The following is a 16,905-nucleotide window of genomic DNA, read 5'->3' as shown; positions in this document are numbered from 1 at the left end:
CGCCCGTTTCCTTCTCCGCCAGCGGAATGGACCGCCCCCAACGGGGGAAACGCACGGAGAAGGGCGTTTCCCCCTTTTCTTTTTCCTTATCCATGCATTACCAGGTTATCCATCATACGCCCGGCAGGCTCCGTGTACGCAGCGGCCGCTGCGCATTCAATCATGACCAGGCTTACGGCATCGAATGCAGGCTCCTGAAACAGAAAGGCGTATACTCCGTCAAGGCCACCCCCTGCAACGGAGGTGTGTTCATCCTGTATGAAGGAACCAGCCCCCAGGCCATTTTCCGCACGCTGGACAGGCTCAGGCCGGAAACACTCCGCAGCCACGAACCGGAAGAGCGCGCGGAGGCCAGGAAACTGGCCCGGTCCTTTTTTCTCCGCATAGCGGGGAAAGCTTCCTCTTTCCTGTTTTGCAAGGTGTTTCTGCCGCCCCCGCTCAGAATGGCCAAAGCATTCTGGAATTACAGTTCCTATTTACGGCGCGGAATGGCCGGCCTGGGAAGCGGACGGCTCAACGTAGCCGTTCTGGACGCCGTCTCCATCGGGGTTTCCATAGGCACGAAGGCTTACGGAACGGCCAATTCCATCATGTTCCTTCTTTCCATTTCAGACCTGCTGGAAAATTACACTCGGAAAAAGACCCGGGCGGCGCTTGCGGCCAGCCTGAGCATAAATATAGACCGCGTCTGGCGGGTGGAAGAAGGAGGCATGCGCCAGGTTCCCATGGAGCAAATCCGCCCGGGGGAGAAAATCCGCGTGGACGCGGGGAACGTCATCCCTGTGGACGGTACCGTGCTGTCCGGAGAAGCGGAAGTCAACCAGGCCGCCATGACGGGGGAATCGGAAGCGGCTTCCAAACGGGAAGGGTCCGTCGTCTTTGCCGGAACCACGCTGGAAACGGGTTCCCTCGTCATCCGGGTGGACGCCGCAGGAGACCAGTCCCGCATTAACAATATCATCGCCCTGATCGACCATTCGGAGGAACTGAAAGCGCGCATCCAAAGCCGGGCGGAAAAGCTGGCGGATTCTATCGTTCCCTATACCCTGCTCACGGCAGGGGCGCTGTTTCTGTTCACCAGGAATATCTCCAAGGCTCTCTCCGTGCTGATGGTGGATTATTCCTGCGCCATCAAGCTCGCCACCCCCATCTCCGTCATCTCCGCCATGAAAGAGGCCGCAGCGCGCAAGATCATGATCAAGGGCGGGAAATTCATGGAGCTGTTCGCCAAAACGGACACCATCGTTTTTGACAAGACGGGCACGCTGACCTCCGCCTGCCCTCAGGTAACGCAGATCATCCCTTTGAGCGACTGCAGCAGGGAATATATCCTGAAAACGGCAGCATGCCTGGAAGAACACTTCCCCCACAGCGTGGCGCGGGCCGTTGTGCGCAAAGCGCTGGAGGAGGGCCTACACCATGAAGAAGAACATGCGGAGGTGGAATACATCGTGGCCCACGGCATTTCCTCCCGCCTTCATGGAAAAAAGGTTCTTGTGGGCAGCTACCATTTTCTCTTTGAAGATGAACGCATCCCCCTCACGGAAGAGCAAAGGCTGACCATACGCAATCACGCCAGAGGAAAATCCAACATCTTTCTCGCCATAGGCCGCAGAGCAATCGGCATGATCGGCGTCAGCGACCCGCCCAGGCCGGAAGCCGCAGAGACGATCGCCCGGCTGAAACGGCAGGGCATTTCCTCCATCATCATGCTCACGGGGGACAGCGAATCCGCAGCCCGCGCCATCAGCCGCCAGTTGGGCATCACGGAATACCGTTCCCAGGTTCTGCCTGAAGATAAGGCCCGCTTTATCCAGCAATTGAAGAAATCCGGCAAAACAGTGTGCATGGTGGGAGACGGCATCAACGATTCCCCCGCTCTTTCCTGTGCAGATGTTTCCGTCTCCATGAAGGATTCTTCCGATATCGCCCGTGAAGTGGCGGATATTTCCCTGTTGTCCAGCTCTCTGGCTGAACTGGTTGTTTTAAGGGAATTGAGCTGTGCCGTCCTTGAAAAAATAGAACGCAACTACCGCTTTATCGTCGGGTTCAACTCCTCTCTGATCCTGCTAGGCATGTTCGGGCTGATTACCCCGGACCTTTCCGCGTTCCTCCATAACGCTTCCACAGTGTACGTCAGCGCGCGCAGCACACGCCGATGCCTTCCCCCTGTCCGGGTTCCGAAGTAAAAAAGAGAGGGATGAGCCATTCCCTCATGAACTGTCCCCCCGGAAAATCATGCGGGAGTATTTTATTCTCCTCTTTCCCTGCAACGATCCGTCAGAAGCTGGAAACGGGAGATTTCCTCCAGAGTCATGATATGTTCAATGCAACAGGCCACTTCATCGGCGCGTTTTTCCTCCATCTTCAGCACCGTAATGAGGAACTCCTTCACCATGGTATGGCAGGAAATGACCCGGTCCGCGTAATAACGGCCTTCCCTGGTCAGGACAATGGGAGAATACTGCGTGTATTCCACCAGGCCGCGTTCCTTCAACTGCTTCATGGCCAGTGAGGCGGAAGGTTTTTTCACGTTCAGAGATTCCGCAATTTCCCCTACGGTGGCGCATCCCTTTTCCAACTCAATGTTGCGGACGGCCTCAATATAATCCTCCAGGCTGTTGCTCAACTCCGGAGTGGAAAATTTTTCATGTATCATGATTGATGCTTATTAGGTTTAACTAACAAAAAACAATAACCAAGGCTCTGACCAAGTCAACCTCTTCTTGAAAAATATTAGGTGAGACAAACTTTTTTCTTGCAATATGAGTTAGGTTGCACTAACTTTGCTTCATGGTCAGCCCCAATTCGGAAAGAAACGGTGAAAGAAAGTGCTCCGGCGGCGCACCCGCCAGAATGGAGTCCTTCTTCTCCAGGTTTTTTTCCTCCTCGCGCCCCTGCTGCTGCCGGGGCTGCGCCCTGAAAAGCTCCGGGAAAAACTGTCCCGCCGGCTACCAGGGAAAACAGGCGCGGCCAAATTCTATGGGGAACGCGTCCACAAACTGTATGGACTAGTCATCCGGTGCTCTAACACATTATCGCCTAAACACGGACGCGTTCCCCTCACTTTTTTCCGTGGGCATCAATCAGCGGAGAATTGCCTCCGGGCCATCATATCCTCCGGGCGTATAACTGCGGATGGAGACTCCTCTTTCCGGCGTTACGTCCGCCGCCCAGCATCTGGCATGGCGGAAACAGGCGCCCAGGTTGATGTACAGCCGCCGCCCCTTTTTCCCGCTCACCGCCCGTCGGTGAAGATGGCCAAAAATGACGACTTCCGCTTCCGGAAAAAAACGGTCTGCAAATTTCCCCATGCGCCGCATCATCGTCAGCCATGCCAGAAGAATCCGCACGGGCCGTTCCGGCGGCCAGGCAGAATGAGCTAAAAAACGCACCAGTTTATTTTGATGTGTTCCGGAACGCGTATAAACAGGAGGCACCAGCACACTCATGGCACGGGCCAGCTCCAGCCGCCGCAGCAAATCTGCCTCCGCCTCCGGGAACGCTGCGATCAGTTCGCGGGAAACCTGCTTGTTTTTCAAATATTCCCATCCCCACGGAGCCACCTCCCTGAACAGCGCATGGCCGTGCAAAGCGCAGATGCGGCCGCCCTGCAATTTCAGCAGGCCGGCTTTCTCGTCCGGATCATGGTTGCCGGCCAGCAGAACGGGCTGCACCCCGGCATCCCGGCACATCCGCAGGAAACGGGCCCGTTTTTCCAATCCTTCCTCCCGGCAGGGGCTTTCACGGGTTTCACTGAGGTCCCCGCACACTACCAGATGGGAGCACCCCTCCAGAAGAAACCCCAGCTCTTCCGGCTCCCGGGCCAGCGCCTTGGCATGGCCGAAATGGATGTCTGAAATAAACCTGGCGCGTTCCCCCGGAGCAAGATCAAGTTCCTGAATCATAAAGACGAGGGAGGGAGAAAAACAGTCATGGAATCAGGAACGCTGCCGCACCATTTCATACAGGCATACGCCCGTAGCCACAGATACGTTCAGGCACGGAATGCTTCCCTTCATGGGAATCCTCAGCAGGAAATCGCAGTTCTCTTCCGTCAATCTTCTCATCCCTTCCCCTTCCGCCCCCATCACCAGTGCGGCCGGCCCCGTGAAGTCCGTTTCATACAGGCCGCGGTCTCCTTTGTCCGACGTGCCGAATATCCAGATGCCGCGGCTCTGGAGCTGCTTCATGGTGCGCGCCAGATTGGTCACCTGAATAAAAGGCACCTTTTCCGCAGCGCCGACGGAAACGCGCAGCACCGTCTCCGTAATGCCCACGGATTTGTCCCGGGGGGCGATGACGGCATCCACTCCCGCGCCGTCCGCCGTCCGCAGGATGGCTCCCAGGTTGTGGGGGTCCTGCACGCAGTCCAGAATAAGCAGCAGAGGGTTGGAGGATTTGTCCAGAATCCCGTCCAGCACCTCCTCTCCCAGCGCCTTCACGGCAATTTTGGACGGCGCGCTGCGCACATGCTTGTTCCGGCGCGCTTCCTGTTCGTTCCCTTGGGGTCTCATGCCCATGAATTAGCGTGTTTCACACTTCTTTTCCAGACAAATATGCCCTGCCGCCCCATCATTGGGCGTGACTTGGCAGCCCGCGTCATGGTACAATTCCGTACCATTCAAGATGAAGACGAGCGACTTTTTAGTCATTGGGGCAGGTGTTGCCGGATTGAGTTTCGCCTTGAGAGCGGCGGAACACGGCAAGGTTGCAGTCATTACAAAAGGCAAATTTCTGGATTGCAGTTCCGCCAAGGCACAGGGCGGCATCGCCGCCGTATGGGACCGCAACGATTCCTTTGAAGACCATGTTGCGGATACGCTGGACGCCGGAGCGGGCCTCTGCAACGAACAGGCCGTGCGCACTATCGTGGAGGAAGGCCCGGACGCTATCCGGGAACTGCTGGAATGGGGAGTGAACTTTGACCCCGGCAACCAGGGAGAGGATTATGAACTGGCCAGGGAGGGCGGCCACACCAAACGGCGCATCCTCCACGCCAAAGACGCAACCGGACTGGAAATTACCTCCAAACTTCTGGAGGCGGCCAAGCTTCACCCCAACATTGAACTGCTGGAAGACCATTTCGCCATTGACCTGATTACGACCACCAAGCTGGGCCTCGTCACGGAAGACCGCGTTCTGGGAGCCTACGTGCTGGACCGCGTCTCCGGGGAAGTGGAAATCTTCCGGTCAGACCGCGTGCTGCTCGCCACCGGCGGCTGCGGGCGCGTGTATCTGTACACTACCAATAATGATTCCGCCACGGGGGACGGCGTAGCCATGGCCTGGCGGGCGGGGGCCACCATCGCCAACATGGAATTCGTGCAGTTCCATCCCACCTGTTTCTTCAACACCCGCGCGGAAGGCGCGGAAGCGCGCTCCTTCCTCATCTCCGAAGCCGTGCGCGGGGAAGGCGGCGTGCTGATAGGCGCGGACGGGAAGGAATTCATGCACAAGTACGACCCCCGCAAATCCCTGGCCCCGCGCGACATCACCGCCCGCGCCGTAGATTCGGAAATGAAGAGGACGGGCAGCATGTGCGTTTATCTGGATATCTCCCACAAGCCGGAAGGGTTCGTCCAGGAACGTTTTCCCCTGATTTACGAGACATGCAACCGCTACGGCGTCAATCCCGCCAGGGAACCCATTCCCGTTGTTCCCGCAGCGCATTTCCAGTGCGGCGGCGTGCTGACGGACGTCAACGGCCAGACCAGCCTGGACGGCCTTTACGCCGCAGGGGAAACCGGCTGCACCGGTCTTCACGGCGCCAACCGGCTGGCTTCCAACTCCCTTCTGGAATGCGTGGTGGTCGCCAAGAGGGCGCTGAACTCCATGCTCTCCCTGCATCCCCTGAGAAAGGATTCCCCCACTCCTTACGACATCCCAGCCTGGCACCACGGAGATACAGCCCTGCCTGACGAACTTTCCGTCATCTATCATAATTGGGATGAAATCCGCCGCCTGATGTGGGATTACGTCTCCATTGTGCGGACCAATAAAAGGCTGGACCGCGCAGCCACGCGGCTCCGGATGCTGCACCGGGAGGTAAAGGACTTCTACTGGGGATACCGCATTACGCCGGACATCCTGGAATTGCGCAACCTGGTGGCGGTGGCCTCCCTGATCGTGGACTGCGCCATGCGCCGCAATGAAAGCCGCGGCCTTCATTTCAATACGGATTATCCCGGCAAGCTGGACCACCGCTTCGTCACCCAACTGCACCGATGGTAAACTACCGGCAGCGTCAACAGGCATTACGGAAGGGGCTCTTCGGGAGCCCCCTCCTGTCCGCATGCCTGCTCACGCTGCCGGTTCTGGTTTCCGCAGAAACCGCCAGGGCGGACATCCAGACAGGCCGGAGCGCCACCCGCGCCCTGGCGAACAGTTCCGGACGGCCCAAAGGCCCCGTCATCGTCACCCCAACGCAACGGGACCCCCTGCCCCGGGTCATCGTCAAATCGCCTGTTGCTGCAGAGGGAGGAAAGCGGCCCGCTCCCCGCATCCTTCCCAGGACGTCCAGGCAAAGCCCCGGCACCTATCCCTGGCGTCTCAACATTACCGCCACGGTCTTCTGGGTGGGGGAAGAACCCACGGAACGCAATCCGGTAGCCAACCACAAAAGCTCGTGGGATTCCGCATGGCGGGAAAACTTCGGCGGCTTCGACAACCCGGATCCCGTTTGCCGCACGAGGGACTTCCGCCCGAAAACATTCATCCCCCGGCAAAACCCCTTTTACGTGGCGCTCCCTTATAATGACGTTTCCAGAGGGGAGCATAAGGCGGAGGCGTCACGGGTCATCCCGTGGTTCCGCCGCGAATATGCGGGAAAGGGGCAATCCGTCTGCAAGGGCAGATGGGTGCAAATCGTCTACAACAAGCGTTCCTGTTTTGCCCAATGGGAAGACTGCGGCCCCTTCACCACGGAAGACTGGCCCTACGTCTTCGGAGACAAGCCTCCCGTCAATACCCAGAACAAAGGGGCGGGCATTGACATCTCCCCTGCCGTACGCGACTATCTGGGCATTACGGGAGGAACAGCCATTGTCCACTGGCGCTTTGTGGAATTTTACCGCATTCCCCGCGGCCCGTGGTCCAAATACGGGGACAACAATCCCTTTGTCAATGCCGGGCTGGGAGCCGGGAAAAAATCCCTTCAGTTACGGGAAGACCGTCTGCGCCAGCAGCAGGAAGCCATTCAGCGGGAGCTATTGAAGGATCCCGCGAAACTCAGAAGGGAACTCCAGGGATAACCCCCTGTGCCGCCGCAGCCATGCAACGCCCACGCATTCTACATATTTTCAGCCGTTACGGCGAGGTTGGGGGGGAAGAAATCTGCTTCCATGCCATTACGGAGGCTTTGGGCGCCATAGCGGATGTCACACCCTTTGTCTATTCAACGGAGGAGCTGTTCCATAGCCCCCACGGCGCCCTGACGAAAATGGGTTATTTGCTCCACAACAGGGACGTGGAGCAAAAACTGCGCGAATGCCTGCGTGAAAACCGCTATGACGCATGGATCATCCACAATACGTTCCCGGCCATGTCCCCCTGCGTCTATGAACTGGCCCTGCATCAACCCGCTCCCGTCATCCACTACATGCACAATTACCGCTCCGGCTGCCTCAACGGAGTATTTTACCGGGACGGAGCGCCCTGCTTTTCCTGCCAAGGCGGCAACTATTTTCCCGGCATCATGCACGCCTGTTGGAGGAAAAACGCCGCGTACTCATCCCTGGCCGCCGCCGTCCTGTATAAAACGCGCCGCATGGGAGCCTGGAGCCGCTTTTCCTCCTACATTGCCATCAGCCGGCGCCAGCGGGAACTTCTCATCCAAACCGGAATACCGGAGGATAAAATCAGGGTTATTCCACATTTCATCCGGCAAAACCCCGCCCCTTCCGCCGGCCCGCCCCGCCGGGACGTCCTTTACGCCGGACGCCTGACGCAGGAAAAAGGAGTCCTGCAACTGGTTCAGGCGTGGGAACTCCTATCCCCCCCCGGCCGCATTCTCTACCTGATGGGAGACGGCCCCCTGCGCGGAGAACTGGAGCGTTATATCTCTTCCCGCCATCTTGAATCCATCCGCCTGACCGGGTTCATTCCCCATGAGGAACAAGGAGCCGTCCGCGCCGCCTGCGGCCTCTCCGTAGCGCCCTCCCTCTGGGAGGAAACCTTCGGTATGGTTGTCCTGGAATCATGGCTCCACGGCACGCCCGTCATCGTTACCCCGAACGGCGGCCTGCCGGAGCTCATCACCCACGGCAGGAATGGCTGGATTGCACAGGAACCTTCCGTGGAATCCCTGGCGGAGACGCTGCACACCGCCCTGAAGCAAGAAGAACGCTGGCCGGCCATGGGCGCGCACGGGCAACAACTTTTGTCCTCCACATACTCCCCCGCCGCATGGCTCCGGTCCATGGAAGCCCTTCTTGGCGAGCTCCGCGTTTTCCATTCATCTTCCACCCCACCAACATCATGAAATGGTACACATGCACGCCGGTGTCCTTCAAGGGAGACCATACTTTCTTTTCCCGCGATTCAGGCGCTTTCTGCAAGGCCTTTCAGAGAATCGGGGTGAAAAGCAGGGCCATCATGCCCACACCTGCCCAGGAAGGAGATGATCCCGACCTCATCCGCACGGAATACGCCAACCTGAAAGATGCAGCCTGGTGGAAATCCCTGGGTATTGACGGAGTGATCCTGTACGCCTGGGGAGTGGGCAAATACCTTCCCATCGCCAGAGCCATCCATGACGCAGGAATCTTTCTGGTAGTGTACATGGACTCATCCGGGCTGTTTTTTCCGTGGCAATACTGGCTTCCCATCGCGAAAAACATGTACACCAAAGACGTTTTCATTCACGGGAAAATCAAAGGTTCCGCTTTTTTCCTGCTGCGCCTTCTGAAACAGCACACATGGAACCTCGCCAGCAGGGGGCGCAGAAAACATTTGGACTCAGGGGACATGGTCGCCTTCCCCATTCCGGCAGCCCTCCAATCCGTTGCAGATAGGGAATGGCTCTATGGAAAATCCATCGTCCGGAAACTGGCTCTGGTTCCCAACCCCATTTCTTCCACCTGCCGCTTTGCAGGAGAGAAGCGCAACATCATTATGGCCGTAGGCCGCTGGGACGACCTTCTCTATAAACGCCCCTGCCTGCTGATGTCCACGCTGGAACAGGCGCTTGCCCACGCCCCGCACTGGGAAGCGGAAATTTACGGCAATATTCCTGACTTTCTCCGGGAATGGCACGACAATCTTCCGGAGCCTCTTCGCACCCGGATTCATCTGGCTGGCTATATTCCCAATATTGAACTGCAAAAGAAACAATCCCAAGCCAGAATCAGTCTCTGCACCTCCTTGTCCGAAGGAACGCACCTTGCCTCCGCAGAAGCGCTGTGCGCCGGGGCCTCTGTCGTAGGGCCTCGCCTCACACCCCAGCTGAACTGCCTGCAATGGTACGTTTCCCATGATTCAGGCACACTCAGCCCGAACGATTCTCCGGAAAGCCTCTCCGGGGCACTTTTGGAAGAAATCCGCGCCTGGGACTCCGGAAAACGCAACCCGGAGGAAATATCCCGCTATTGGTGTTCCCTGCTGCATGCGGAAAATTCCTGCAAACGCATTATTGCCGCCTATGAAGCCGCCCAAGGCGGAAAAACCGGCCTCTAACTACCCGACAGGGCATGCGCCTCAATCCACACATCCTCCCATTTCCTGTCCGCCAGCGCCCCATAGAGAGGATGGCTCCACAACCGGGCGCGCATGGCCGCGGGAGAAGCCAGTCCCAGCAAAAAGCGCGCCAACTGGGAAGGGCGGGCCAGCGCGGGCTTCCTCTGCCCCGCCAGCTCCATGACGGCGGAGCGCAGCTCTTCCGGTAACGGGGGAAGTTCCTCTTCTTCCATGGCCGCAGGCAACATCCCACAGCACGCAGGACAATGCCCGCAAGGCCCGGACAGGTCCCGGAAACCGAAATAGGCATCCAGGCTTCTATTCAGGCAGGCGGAAGACGTCAGCGTAGAAACGCAGGTTTTCCAGCGTTCCAGCCCGTTCAGCCGGGATCTGGAAAAATACTGCTCAAATTCCTCCGCAGCCTCTTCCGCGTCAAATCCTTCCGAATACAGATGAAGGGCTGCCTGGCGCAGCTCCACTTTCCATTCCCCGGAAAGAGCCAGGTCACCAAGCCAGGCGGCGGCTTCTTCCCATGAAATTCCCCATTCCACAGCCAGATCCTCCACCTCTCCCTGCCGGCGCATATCCATCCATTGCAGCCGGGCGCATTCCTCCCCGCCGCGGCCGCACAGAATTTCCTCCATCCGGAACAGAGGGCGCACCCTGTAATACTTGAACCCCGTCCCCTTCTCCCGTACGGAACCGGAACGTTTCAGGTCAAACAGCATCCGGTCCACCGCCACATCCGGCAAATCATAAACGGAAGAAGCCTCATACAGGGAAACAATGTGCTCCCCCCTGCGGGACAACAGAGATACCAGCCCTTTCATGCCGTGCCGGTCCGGCTCCGCCGCATGCAGCCGGTTGACTACGGCCACGCTGTCGCGGGCGGACAACATCACCAGGCTGAAGGAAGGAAGGCCGTCGCGTCCTGCACGGCCGGATTCCTGAACATACGCCTCCAGACTGGCGGGGGGATGGTAATGCACCACGGAACGCACGTCCGGCTTGTCAATCCCCATGCCGAAGGCAATCGTCGCCACCAGCACGTCCGCCGTACCTGCCAGAAACTCATCCTGAACCAGCCCCCTCGTCTCCGGGGGCATGCCCGCATGGTAGGACTTGACGGAGAAACCGGCTTTTCCCAATTCGTAGGAAAGGTTTTCCGCATCTTTGCGGGTCCGCGTGTACACCACGGCAGGACGGCGGCCTCCCTCTTTCAACAATTCAACCAGCCGCGCGGTTTTATCCTGATCCTTCAACGTTTCCACCTGGCGGAAGATATTCGCACGGTACGGCGCAGCCCGGAAAATACATTCATCACTCACGCCAAACAGGCCGGCCAGATCGCGGCACACCTGCTCCGTAGCCGTGGCCGTCAACGCCATGACGCTGCGGAACCCGTGCTTTCTGAAAAAAACGGGCAGCCCCAGATAATCCGGACGGAAACTGTGCCCCCATTCCGAAAGGCAATGAGCCTCATCCACCACGAACAAGCCGGGGGGAACAAGCTCCATGACCTGCTGAATCCACGGGGATTCCAGAGACTCCGGAGCGGCAAACAGAAGGCGGACGCCTCCGGACTTCAATCTGTCCATCAGGGCGACCTTATCTTCTTCCGCCAGGGTCGAATCATACCTGGCGGCGGCCACGCCCAGTTTTTCCAGCCCCGCCACCTGGTCGCGCATCAGGGCAATCAACGGAGAAACCACAACCGTCAGCCCATTTCCCAGAACCGCCGGAATCTGATAGCAAAGGCTCTTGCCGGAACCCGTAGGCAAAATACCGATGCAGGAACGGCCCTCCAGCGCGCACTCCACCAGATCCCTCTGCATGGGACGGAACCGTTCCTTGCCGAATAAACGCAGCGTGTCTTCCAGAGCAGAGGAAAGCATGGGGCAAGAATACCATAACGCAGAATCCCGGCAAAAGGAATCCTATGACATTGACACGGCGCCGTCATCCTATATCCTCCAGGCAATATGAGACCTTTGAAAACCATCATCGCCGGAACTCTGGCCCTGCTGGCGGCAGCTCCCCTCTCAGCTCAAACCAAGGCTGAGGAAAATAAAAAACCGAATATCCTCTTTATCATTACGGACGACCACGCCTACCAGACGCTGGGCACCGGCAATAATGATTCCCCCGTGGCCCTGCCCAATTTCAACAAACTGGGACGCCAAGGCATGGTTTTTGACCGCAGCTACTGCGCCAACTCCCTGTGCGGCCCCTCCCGCGCCTGCATCCTGACCGGCAGGCATTCCCACATGAACGGTTTTGTCTTCAACGGACAAAGACCGCTGGACGGCTCCCAGCCCACTTACCCGAAAATGCTGCAGAAGGCCGGATACCAGACGGGCCTTTTCGGCAAATGGCATCTGGAATCGGACCCCACCGGGTTCGACACGTGGGAAATCTTCCCCGGCCAGGGCAGCTACTACAATCCGGACTTTATCAGCCTCAAGCCGGACGGCAAACGCCAGACAAAGCGTTTTCCCGGATATGCCACGGACGTGGTCACGGACAAATCCATCCAGTGGCTGGGAAACCGGGACAAGAACAAACCTTTCCTGCTCGTTGTGGGCCACAAGGCTCCCCACCGCGCCTGGTGCCCTGCTCTGCGCCACCTGGGCAAGGTGGACACTTCCAGCATGACGCCGCCCGCCAACTTCCATGACGACTATGCCAACCGTCCGGAATTCCTGAAGAAAAACCAGCAGACAGTCGCCAATCACATGGCGATTTATTCCGACCTCAAAGTGCTTAAGGACCAGGTTCCGGAAGAAATGCGCAAAAGCATCGTTTCCCCCGGTTACGGCTGGGACCTGGGCGAGTTGAACCGCATGACTCCGGAAGAAAAGAAAACCTGGACGGACTATTACGCCAAGCGCACCAAATCCCTGGTGGACGGCATGAAATCCGGAAAACTGAAGGACCCGAAAGCGTTTGCGGAATGGAAGTGGCATGCCTACATGGAGGATTATCTGGGATGCCTTCTGTCCGTGGACGACAGCATCGGCCGCCTTATGGAATATCTGGACAAAGAGGGGATTGCGAAAGACACGCTGGTCATCTACTGCGGAGACCAGGGGTTCTACATGGGAGAACACGGCATGTACGACAAGCGCTGGATTTTTGAAGAATCCCTCCGCATGCCCCTCATCATGAGATGGCCCGGCAAAATTCCCGCGGGCATCCGCAACAACACCATGGTGCAGAATATCGACTACGCTCCCACCATCGTTTCCGCGGCAGGGGCGGACACCCCGGAAAACATGAATACCTTCCAGGGCGTATCCCTGCTTCCCACCGCTTTCACGGGCAAAACTCCCGACAACTGGAGGGATGCCATTTACTACTGTTTTTACGAAAATCCCGGCGAACACAACGCCCCGCGCCACGACGGCATCCGGACGGACCGCTACACGCTTTCCTACATCTGGACCAGCGACGAATGGATGCTCTTTGACATGAAAAAGGATCCCATGCAAATGAAAAACGTCATTGACGATCCTGCCTACAAGACTACGGTGGAACAGCTCAAGAAGCGTTACCACGAACTGCGCAAAACCTATAAAGTTCCGGAAAACAGCCCCGGAGGCAAAGGAACGCCTATCCCCAAATTCGACGCTTCCTGGTAAAAGCCACACAGGAAACTACCTTTCCAAGCGCCGGTTTTTCCGGCGCTTTTTTATTTTCGTCCATAGCAGGCCGGAGAGATCCGTCACGGAGGCCGAAACAGGCAAACTCCCCTTCCGCACACAACCGTCCATCAACCGTAAAACCCGCGGAGGGGTCTCAAGCCCGCCAGCTTCATCAATTTATTCATGGCTTTTTCATACAGGAAAAACGCCTGTTGCATGCAGCAAAGCACGGGCATTAAGGGATGCTCCGCTTTCTTTGCGCCAAGCTCTTCCAAAAACCAGTCCGGGTCTTTGTCGTCAAAACCGGGATGCCGCTCAAACGCCCGGCGGCCTTCCAGATGAATGACGCCCTTCCCGGAATACAGGCAGTCCAGATGATGTTGCGCCGCCACGAGAGACAGCAGCGTCTGATCGTGCGTATGAGCTACAAAATTATCGCGGCAACGGCTCTCTTCTTCCGTAGTGGCAGAAGACACCAATTTGAACTGACGGCACAAATCCATCCATTCACGGAGAATTCGGAGGCTTTGTTCCGATTTTTTCAAGAAAAGGAAGGAGCCCTGAATCAGGGGAGCCTGTTCAAAAGACCCGCTATCCAGCTTCAATTCATCAAAAACGCTCTGCTTGCACCACCGCGTAAGGCCTCCCGTATAATAGGAAATATTCACGCCCGGCATCATATCCTGCCCCTTCTCCCGGAGCCATTGGACAAACGGCTCCAAGGAATGATGGAAAAGCCTCCCCGGCGGGCGCCCCGCATCCGTATAAAGCAGGTAATCCCCTTCCTCCAAATGTTCCAGCTCCTTGAGAATGATGAAGGGTTTCCATACCCAAAACCCGACACCCTGTAAATTCAGGTCAAACCATGGAATAGCCTCCCTGATTCCTTCCCTTTCCAGGCGATTAAGATTCCAACAGGACAACTCCACTGAGGAATCCGCCAGCCTCAGGCTCATCATCTGCATCCATTGCCGCAAATGATAGCCGCGGGTCGCGAAAGAACAATAACGGATAGCCATACTCCCAGATTCCGGTGGAAACCATGTCCCTAAAAACGGGAACACATCTTCTGCGTCCGTACCTATAACGAGTTGTAAATTCGCTGTCAATGGAAAACTTTAACGGAGAATCATCTCCGTGCATGGAACCACGGATTGAAACAGGATTTTTTTAATTACCAAAAAACCATTCAACACAATAAGTTATTTATAGTTATCTTTTTATAACTATATCCAAACTTTTTTAAAAACAGGCGGATTTACAATCCCCCGTTCAAATACACCACAATGTCCAGAATTTGACTTATCCCCGTGTCATCTGCTCCGCAGCCAGCCTTTTATCCAAATCAAGGGCCGCCCCCATGGCCGCATCCATATTGTAGTATTCCCACTCCGCAAAACGGCCTAATAAATAAATGCCTTTCGGTTCCAGGCACTCCTTTAGTTCCCGTATGAGGGTTCGGCTGGAAACATCCTGAACGGGATAGGTATATTCTTCCCAGTGATGGGCCAGATACACAGGGGAAAAGGGAATAAGCTCCAGCTGGCGCCTGATTTCCCCTTCCATCATTTGCTCGGAAAATTCAATAGTCGCGGTGGTGATGTCCCCGTTATTATTATTTCTGGAAAAATTCCCCGTGCAAATGATCCGGTGAGAGCGGTGGGATGGAGAGGGCATGTAAATCCAGCTGTAATCATTGGGGGAAATCCGGCAAAGCACGGAAGTGGTTCCGTGAGAGCGCAATTCTGAAATCCGGGGGAAAAACGGCCGCAATTCATCCATGCAGGGAAAACAATCCCCAAGCTGCCTGACATTCCCCGTAAAGACAACTCTGTCAAACAATTCTCCCTGTACGAGCCATTTCCCGTCCTTCGGGAGGATATTTACAGCTTCCTGCCGATACCTGACCTTGAGGCCGCGAGCCAGCGTATCCGCCAGAAACTGGGAACCGCCGTTTTTCGCATAAAAGAAAGAACTGTGCACCATGGCGCTTTCATTGATGTGCCCAATATTGTTCAACAGGATTTCCGCCACGCTCGGCATGGGAAGCTTGTCTTCCAGCCAATCCATGGCAATTTGGCTGATATCCTGCCTCCACACTTTGTTATTGTACGGCGTAAAATAAAGGCTGTTCAGGGTTTTTCCGAAACGGTTCAGAAAAAACTCACCCAGGGAGCGGGGCTCCGCGGGAGGATTCCTGTAAAGTTCCAGCAGCTCATGGACGATGGAGGAACGGACGGCCTCGGGAAACTGGTCGAGGTGGTTCTCAATGGGATAATCCACCACAGCCCCGCCCTCCAGGGAAATAACAGCCCGTCTCCGGGCGGAAACAAAATCGCGCTCCCTGTCAAACCGGGACCAAAACCAGTCCAGCACTTCCTGCCGCCGGGAATTGAACACATGGCCTCCCACACGATGATACAGGTTCCCCTGTACTTCCGTGCATTTAATCAGGCCGCCGGGCCGGGAGTCCCTCTCATAAACGACTACCTCATGCCCTTTCTTCAGCAACATTCCGGCCATGGACAATCCGGAAACCCCGGCTCCGATCACAGCATATTTCATCATGGGATAAAAAAACAATTTATGGACGCCACTATCTGGCGAAACGGGACAATTTCACGGGATGGAGATACAGGTATTCCTCCGGAAAGGAGGCAAGCAGCTTGCCGAGGTCTCCTCCGGAAGAGGACACGAGCCCGTCAATGACGGCATTCATGGCTTCAAAGTGTTCCGGATCCTGGGGAAACCAGACGTTTCCCGACTTGTACTGCGTGTCCTCCAGCGTAGACAGCTTTGTTCCGGGAAGAAGCTGCAACGCCGTGGGAATGGCCAGCTCCACAAACATGTTCCATGCGGAGAACACTTCAAGGATACGGCAGAAATCGTCTAATTTCCCTTTCGGAATGCAGACAATGTCCGAATATCCGAAAACGACAGGATAGGAATACCGGTATTTTTTAATCCGGTGCTTCCAGTAATTCAGCAGATGCCATACCCTGCCCTTCAACACTTTCCAATTCGCATGAATCCCCCCGGGGCTCCATTTGGGCAGAAACATGCGTACGCGCGACAATTCATCATGCCGCATGAGGTTCCTGGATTTTAAAATCCGCCTGGCCTCCTCATAGGAGGGAACGTTCCTGTTGACGCTTTCCGCATCAATACCGGGAGGGGTTATGGAAAAATGGTGGGCTTCCGCCGTTCCCCGGTAACACACCGGCAGAGAAACGTCCACAAAACCGTCAAGGTAACACGTATCCTCCCCATGGATTCCCAGCAGGGACGGCGTTGAAAATTCGTCAAACCTGGGATTTAAAAGAAGATCGTCTCCGATAATAAGAAAATAATCGCCCTCCAACTGCCTGATTCTTTCCCTGGACTGCAAAATATAATTATAGAACTGGAAAGAATTCCCGAAGACGGAACATACGTCAGGGGCATCTCCCTTGTAGTAGGGCATTAATTGAAGCAACCCGGAAAAGCGTCTTGAATAAAGCTCTCTGATTACCGGAATGTTACGTTCATACTGATGGTTGAACAATACAACAAGAGACGTTTTCCGGGAAGAAGTATCCATGGCCGT

General features: G+C 56.4%; 13 protein-coding genes. 6 read left to right on the top strand and 7 right to left on the bottom strand.

The annotated features are described in order from the left end of the window. Positions 1 to 92 precede the first annotated feature (92 nt). A complete protein-coding gene (locus AMUC_RS05815) occupies positions 93 to 2,189 on the top strand; it encodes a heavy metal translocating P-type ATPase (protein WP_012420124.1) in 2,097 nt (698 codons plus the stop codon). Between the two features lie 62 nt (positions 2,190 to 2,251). On the opposite strand, the gene AMUC_RS05810 is transcribed toward AMUC_RS05815, so the two are convergent. From AMUC_RS05810 to rlmB, 3 genes are all read right to left on the bottom strand, one after another. Next, positions 2,252 to 2,659 carry a metal-dependent transcriptional regulator gene (locus tag AMUC_RS05810; protein ID WP_012420123.1) on the bottom strand — a complete coding sequence of 136 codons (408 nt, stop codon included), beginning with the start codon at positions 2,657 to 2,659 and terminating at the stop codon, positions 2,252 to 2,254. A 427-nt stretch (positions 2,660 to 3,086) separates the two neighbouring features. Beyond that, positions 3,087 to 3,908: a metallophosphoesterase gene (locus AMUC_RS05800; protein ID WP_012420122.1), complete on the bottom strand. Its 822-nt coding sequence runs from the start codon at positions 3,906 to 3,908 to the stop codon at positions 3,087 to 3,089. Between the two features lie 33 nt (positions 3,909 to 3,941). Next, a complete protein-coding gene (rlmB, locus tag AMUC_RS05795; protein ID WP_012420121.1) occupies positions 3,942 to 4,523 on the bottom strand; it encodes a 23S rRNA (guanosine(2251)-2'-O)-methyltransferase RlmB in 582 nt (193 codons plus the stop codon). Between the two features lie 106 nt (positions 4,524 to 4,629). On the opposite strand from rlmB, the gene nadB reads away from it, so the two are divergent. From nadB to AMUC_RS05765, 4 genes are read left to right on the top strand one after another with little or no spacing between them, the layout of a single operon-like run. Continuing rightward, positions 4,630 to 6,234 (top strand): L-aspartate oxidase, encoded by a 1,605-nt coding sequence (gene nadB / locus AMUC_RS05790; protein WP_012420120.1) that lies wholly within the window; start codon positions 4,630 to 4,632, stop codon positions 6,232 to 6,234. After that, on the top strand, positions 6,228 to 7,253 hold the full coding sequence (locus AMUC_RS05785; RefSeq protein ID WP_012420119.1) for a hypothetical protein: 1,026 nt from the start codon (positions 6,228 to 6,230) through the stop codon (positions 7,251 to 7,253). Before nadB ends, AMUC_RS05785 begins: the two co-directional genes overlap by 7 nt. 20 nt (positions 7,254 to 7,273) lie before the next feature. Then, complete coding sequence (locus AMUC_RS11970; RefSeq protein WP_012420118.1) at positions 7,274 to 8,482, top strand: glycosyltransferase family 4 protein; 1,209 nt, start codon at positions 7,274 to 7,276, stop codon at positions 8,480 to 8,482. Continuing rightward, positions 8,479 to 9,675, top strand: coding sequence for a glycosyltransferase (locus tag AMUC_RS05765; RefSeq protein ID WP_012420117.1), 1,197 nt, complete (start codon positions 8,479 to 8,481; stop codon positions 9,673 to 9,675). The genes AMUC_RS11970 and AMUC_RS05765 overlap by 4 nt, the downstream gene beginning before the upstream one ends. Here AMUC_RS05765 and AMUC_RS05760 read toward each other — a convergent pair. Beyond that, on the bottom strand, positions 9,672 to 11,570 hold the full coding sequence (locus AMUC_RS05760; protein ID WP_012420116.1) for a RecQ family ATP-dependent DNA helicase: 1,899 nt from the start codon (positions 11,568 to 11,570) through the stop codon (positions 9,672 to 9,674). The two genes, AMUC_RS05765 and AMUC_RS05760, sit on opposite strands and share 4 nt — an antisense overlap. Positions 11,571 to 11,657: 87 nt before the next feature. Between AMUC_RS05760 and AMUC_RS05755 the strand changes: the two genes are divergently transcribed. Continuing rightward, complete coding sequence (locus AMUC_RS05755) at positions 11,658 to 13,316, top strand: sulfatase family protein (RefSeq protein ID WP_012420115.1); 1,659 nt, start codon at positions 11,658 to 11,660, stop codon at positions 13,314 to 13,316. A gap of 131 nt (positions 13,317 to 13,447) precedes the next feature. Here the strand turns inward: AMUC_RS05755 and AMUC_RS05750 are convergent, their stop codons facing one another. The 3 genes from AMUC_RS05750 to AMUC_RS05740 all read right to left on the bottom strand — a co-directional run bounded on the left by AMUC_RS05750 (position 13,448) and on the right by AMUC_RS05740 (position 16,782). Then, complete coding sequence (locus tag AMUC_RS05750; RefSeq protein WP_012420114.1) at positions 13,448 to 14,338, bottom strand: hypothetical protein; 891 nt, start codon at positions 14,336 to 14,338, stop codon at positions 13,448 to 13,450. 283 nt (positions 14,339 to 14,621) lie between these two features. Beyond that, positions 14,622 to 15,887 carry a protoporphyrinogen/coproporphyrinogen oxidase gene (locus AMUC_RS05745; protein ID WP_012420113.1) on the bottom strand — a complete coding sequence of 422 codons (1,266 nt, stop codon included), beginning with the start codon at positions 15,885 to 15,887 and terminating at the stop codon, positions 14,622 to 14,624. Positions 15,888 to 15,915: 28 nt separating this feature from the next. Next, on the bottom strand, positions 15,916 to 16,782 hold the full coding sequence (locus tag AMUC_RS05740) for a hypothetical protein (protein ID WP_094137889.1): 867 nt from the start codon (positions 16,780 to 16,782) through the stop codon (positions 15,916 to 15,918). Positions 16,783 to 16,905: the final 123 nt, after the last annotated feature.

The organism is Akkermansia muciniphila ATCC BAA-835 (genome assembly GCF_000020225.1).
GTDB classification, from domain to species: domain Bacteria; phylum Verrucomicrobiota; class Verrucomicrobiia; order Verrucomicrobiales; family Akkermansiaceae; genus Akkermansia; species Akkermansia muciniphila.
This window is presented reverse-complemented; position numbering and strand designations above follow the sequence as displayed.

Excerpts from the sequence above, each read along its gene's own strand:
- AMUC_RS05815 (WP_012420124.1), top strand. The coding sequence starts at position 93 with ATGCATTACCAGGTTATCCATCATACGCCCGGCAGGCTCCGTGTACGC.
- AMUC_RS05810 (WP_012420123.1), bottom strand. The coding sequence starts at position 2,659 with ATGATACATGAAAAATTTTCCACTCCGGAGTTGAGCAACAGCCTGGAG.
- AMUC_RS05800 (WP_012420122.1), bottom strand. The coding sequence starts at position 3,908 with ATGATTCAGGAACTTGATCTTGCTCCGGGGGAACGCGCCAGGTTTATT.
- rlmB (WP_012420121.1), bottom strand. The coding sequence starts at position 4,523 with ATGGGCATGAGACCCCAAGGGAACGAACAGGAAGCGCGCCGGAACAAG.
- nadB (WP_012420120.1), top strand. The coding sequence starts at position 4,630 with ATGAAGACGAGCGACTTTTTAGTCATTGGGGCAGGTGTTGCCGGATTG.
- AMUC_RS05785 (WP_012420119.1), top strand. The coding sequence starts at position 6,228 with ATGGTAAACTACCGGCAGCGTCAACAGGCATTACGGAAGGGGCTCTTC.
- AMUC_RS11970 (WP_012420118.1), top strand. The coding sequence starts at position 7,274 with ATGCAACGCCCACGCATTCTACATATTTTCAGCCGTTACGGCGAGGTT.
- AMUC_RS05765 (WP_012420117.1), top strand. The coding sequence starts at position 8,479 with ATGAAATGGTACACATGCACGCCGGTGTCCTTCAAGGGAGACCATACT.
- AMUC_RS05760 (WP_012420116.1), bottom strand. The coding sequence starts at position 11,570 with ATGCTTTCCTCTGCTCTGGAAGACACGCTGCGTTTATTCGGCAAGGAA.
- AMUC_RS05755 (WP_012420115.1), top strand. The coding sequence starts at position 11,658 with ATGAGACCTTTGAAAACCATCATCGCCGGAACTCTGGCCCTGCTGGCG.
- AMUC_RS05750 (WP_012420114.1), bottom strand. The coding sequence starts at position 14,338 with ATGGCTATCCGTTATTGTTCTTTCGCGACCCGCGGCTATCATTTGCGG.
- AMUC_RS05745 (WP_012420113.1), bottom strand. The coding sequence starts at position 15,887 with ATGATGAAATATGCTGTGATCGGAGCCGGGGTTTCCGGATTGTCCATG.
- AMUC_RS05740 (WP_094137889.1), bottom strand. The coding sequence starts at position 16,782 with ATGCCCTACTACAAGGGAGATGCCCCTGACGTATGTTCCGTCTTCGGG.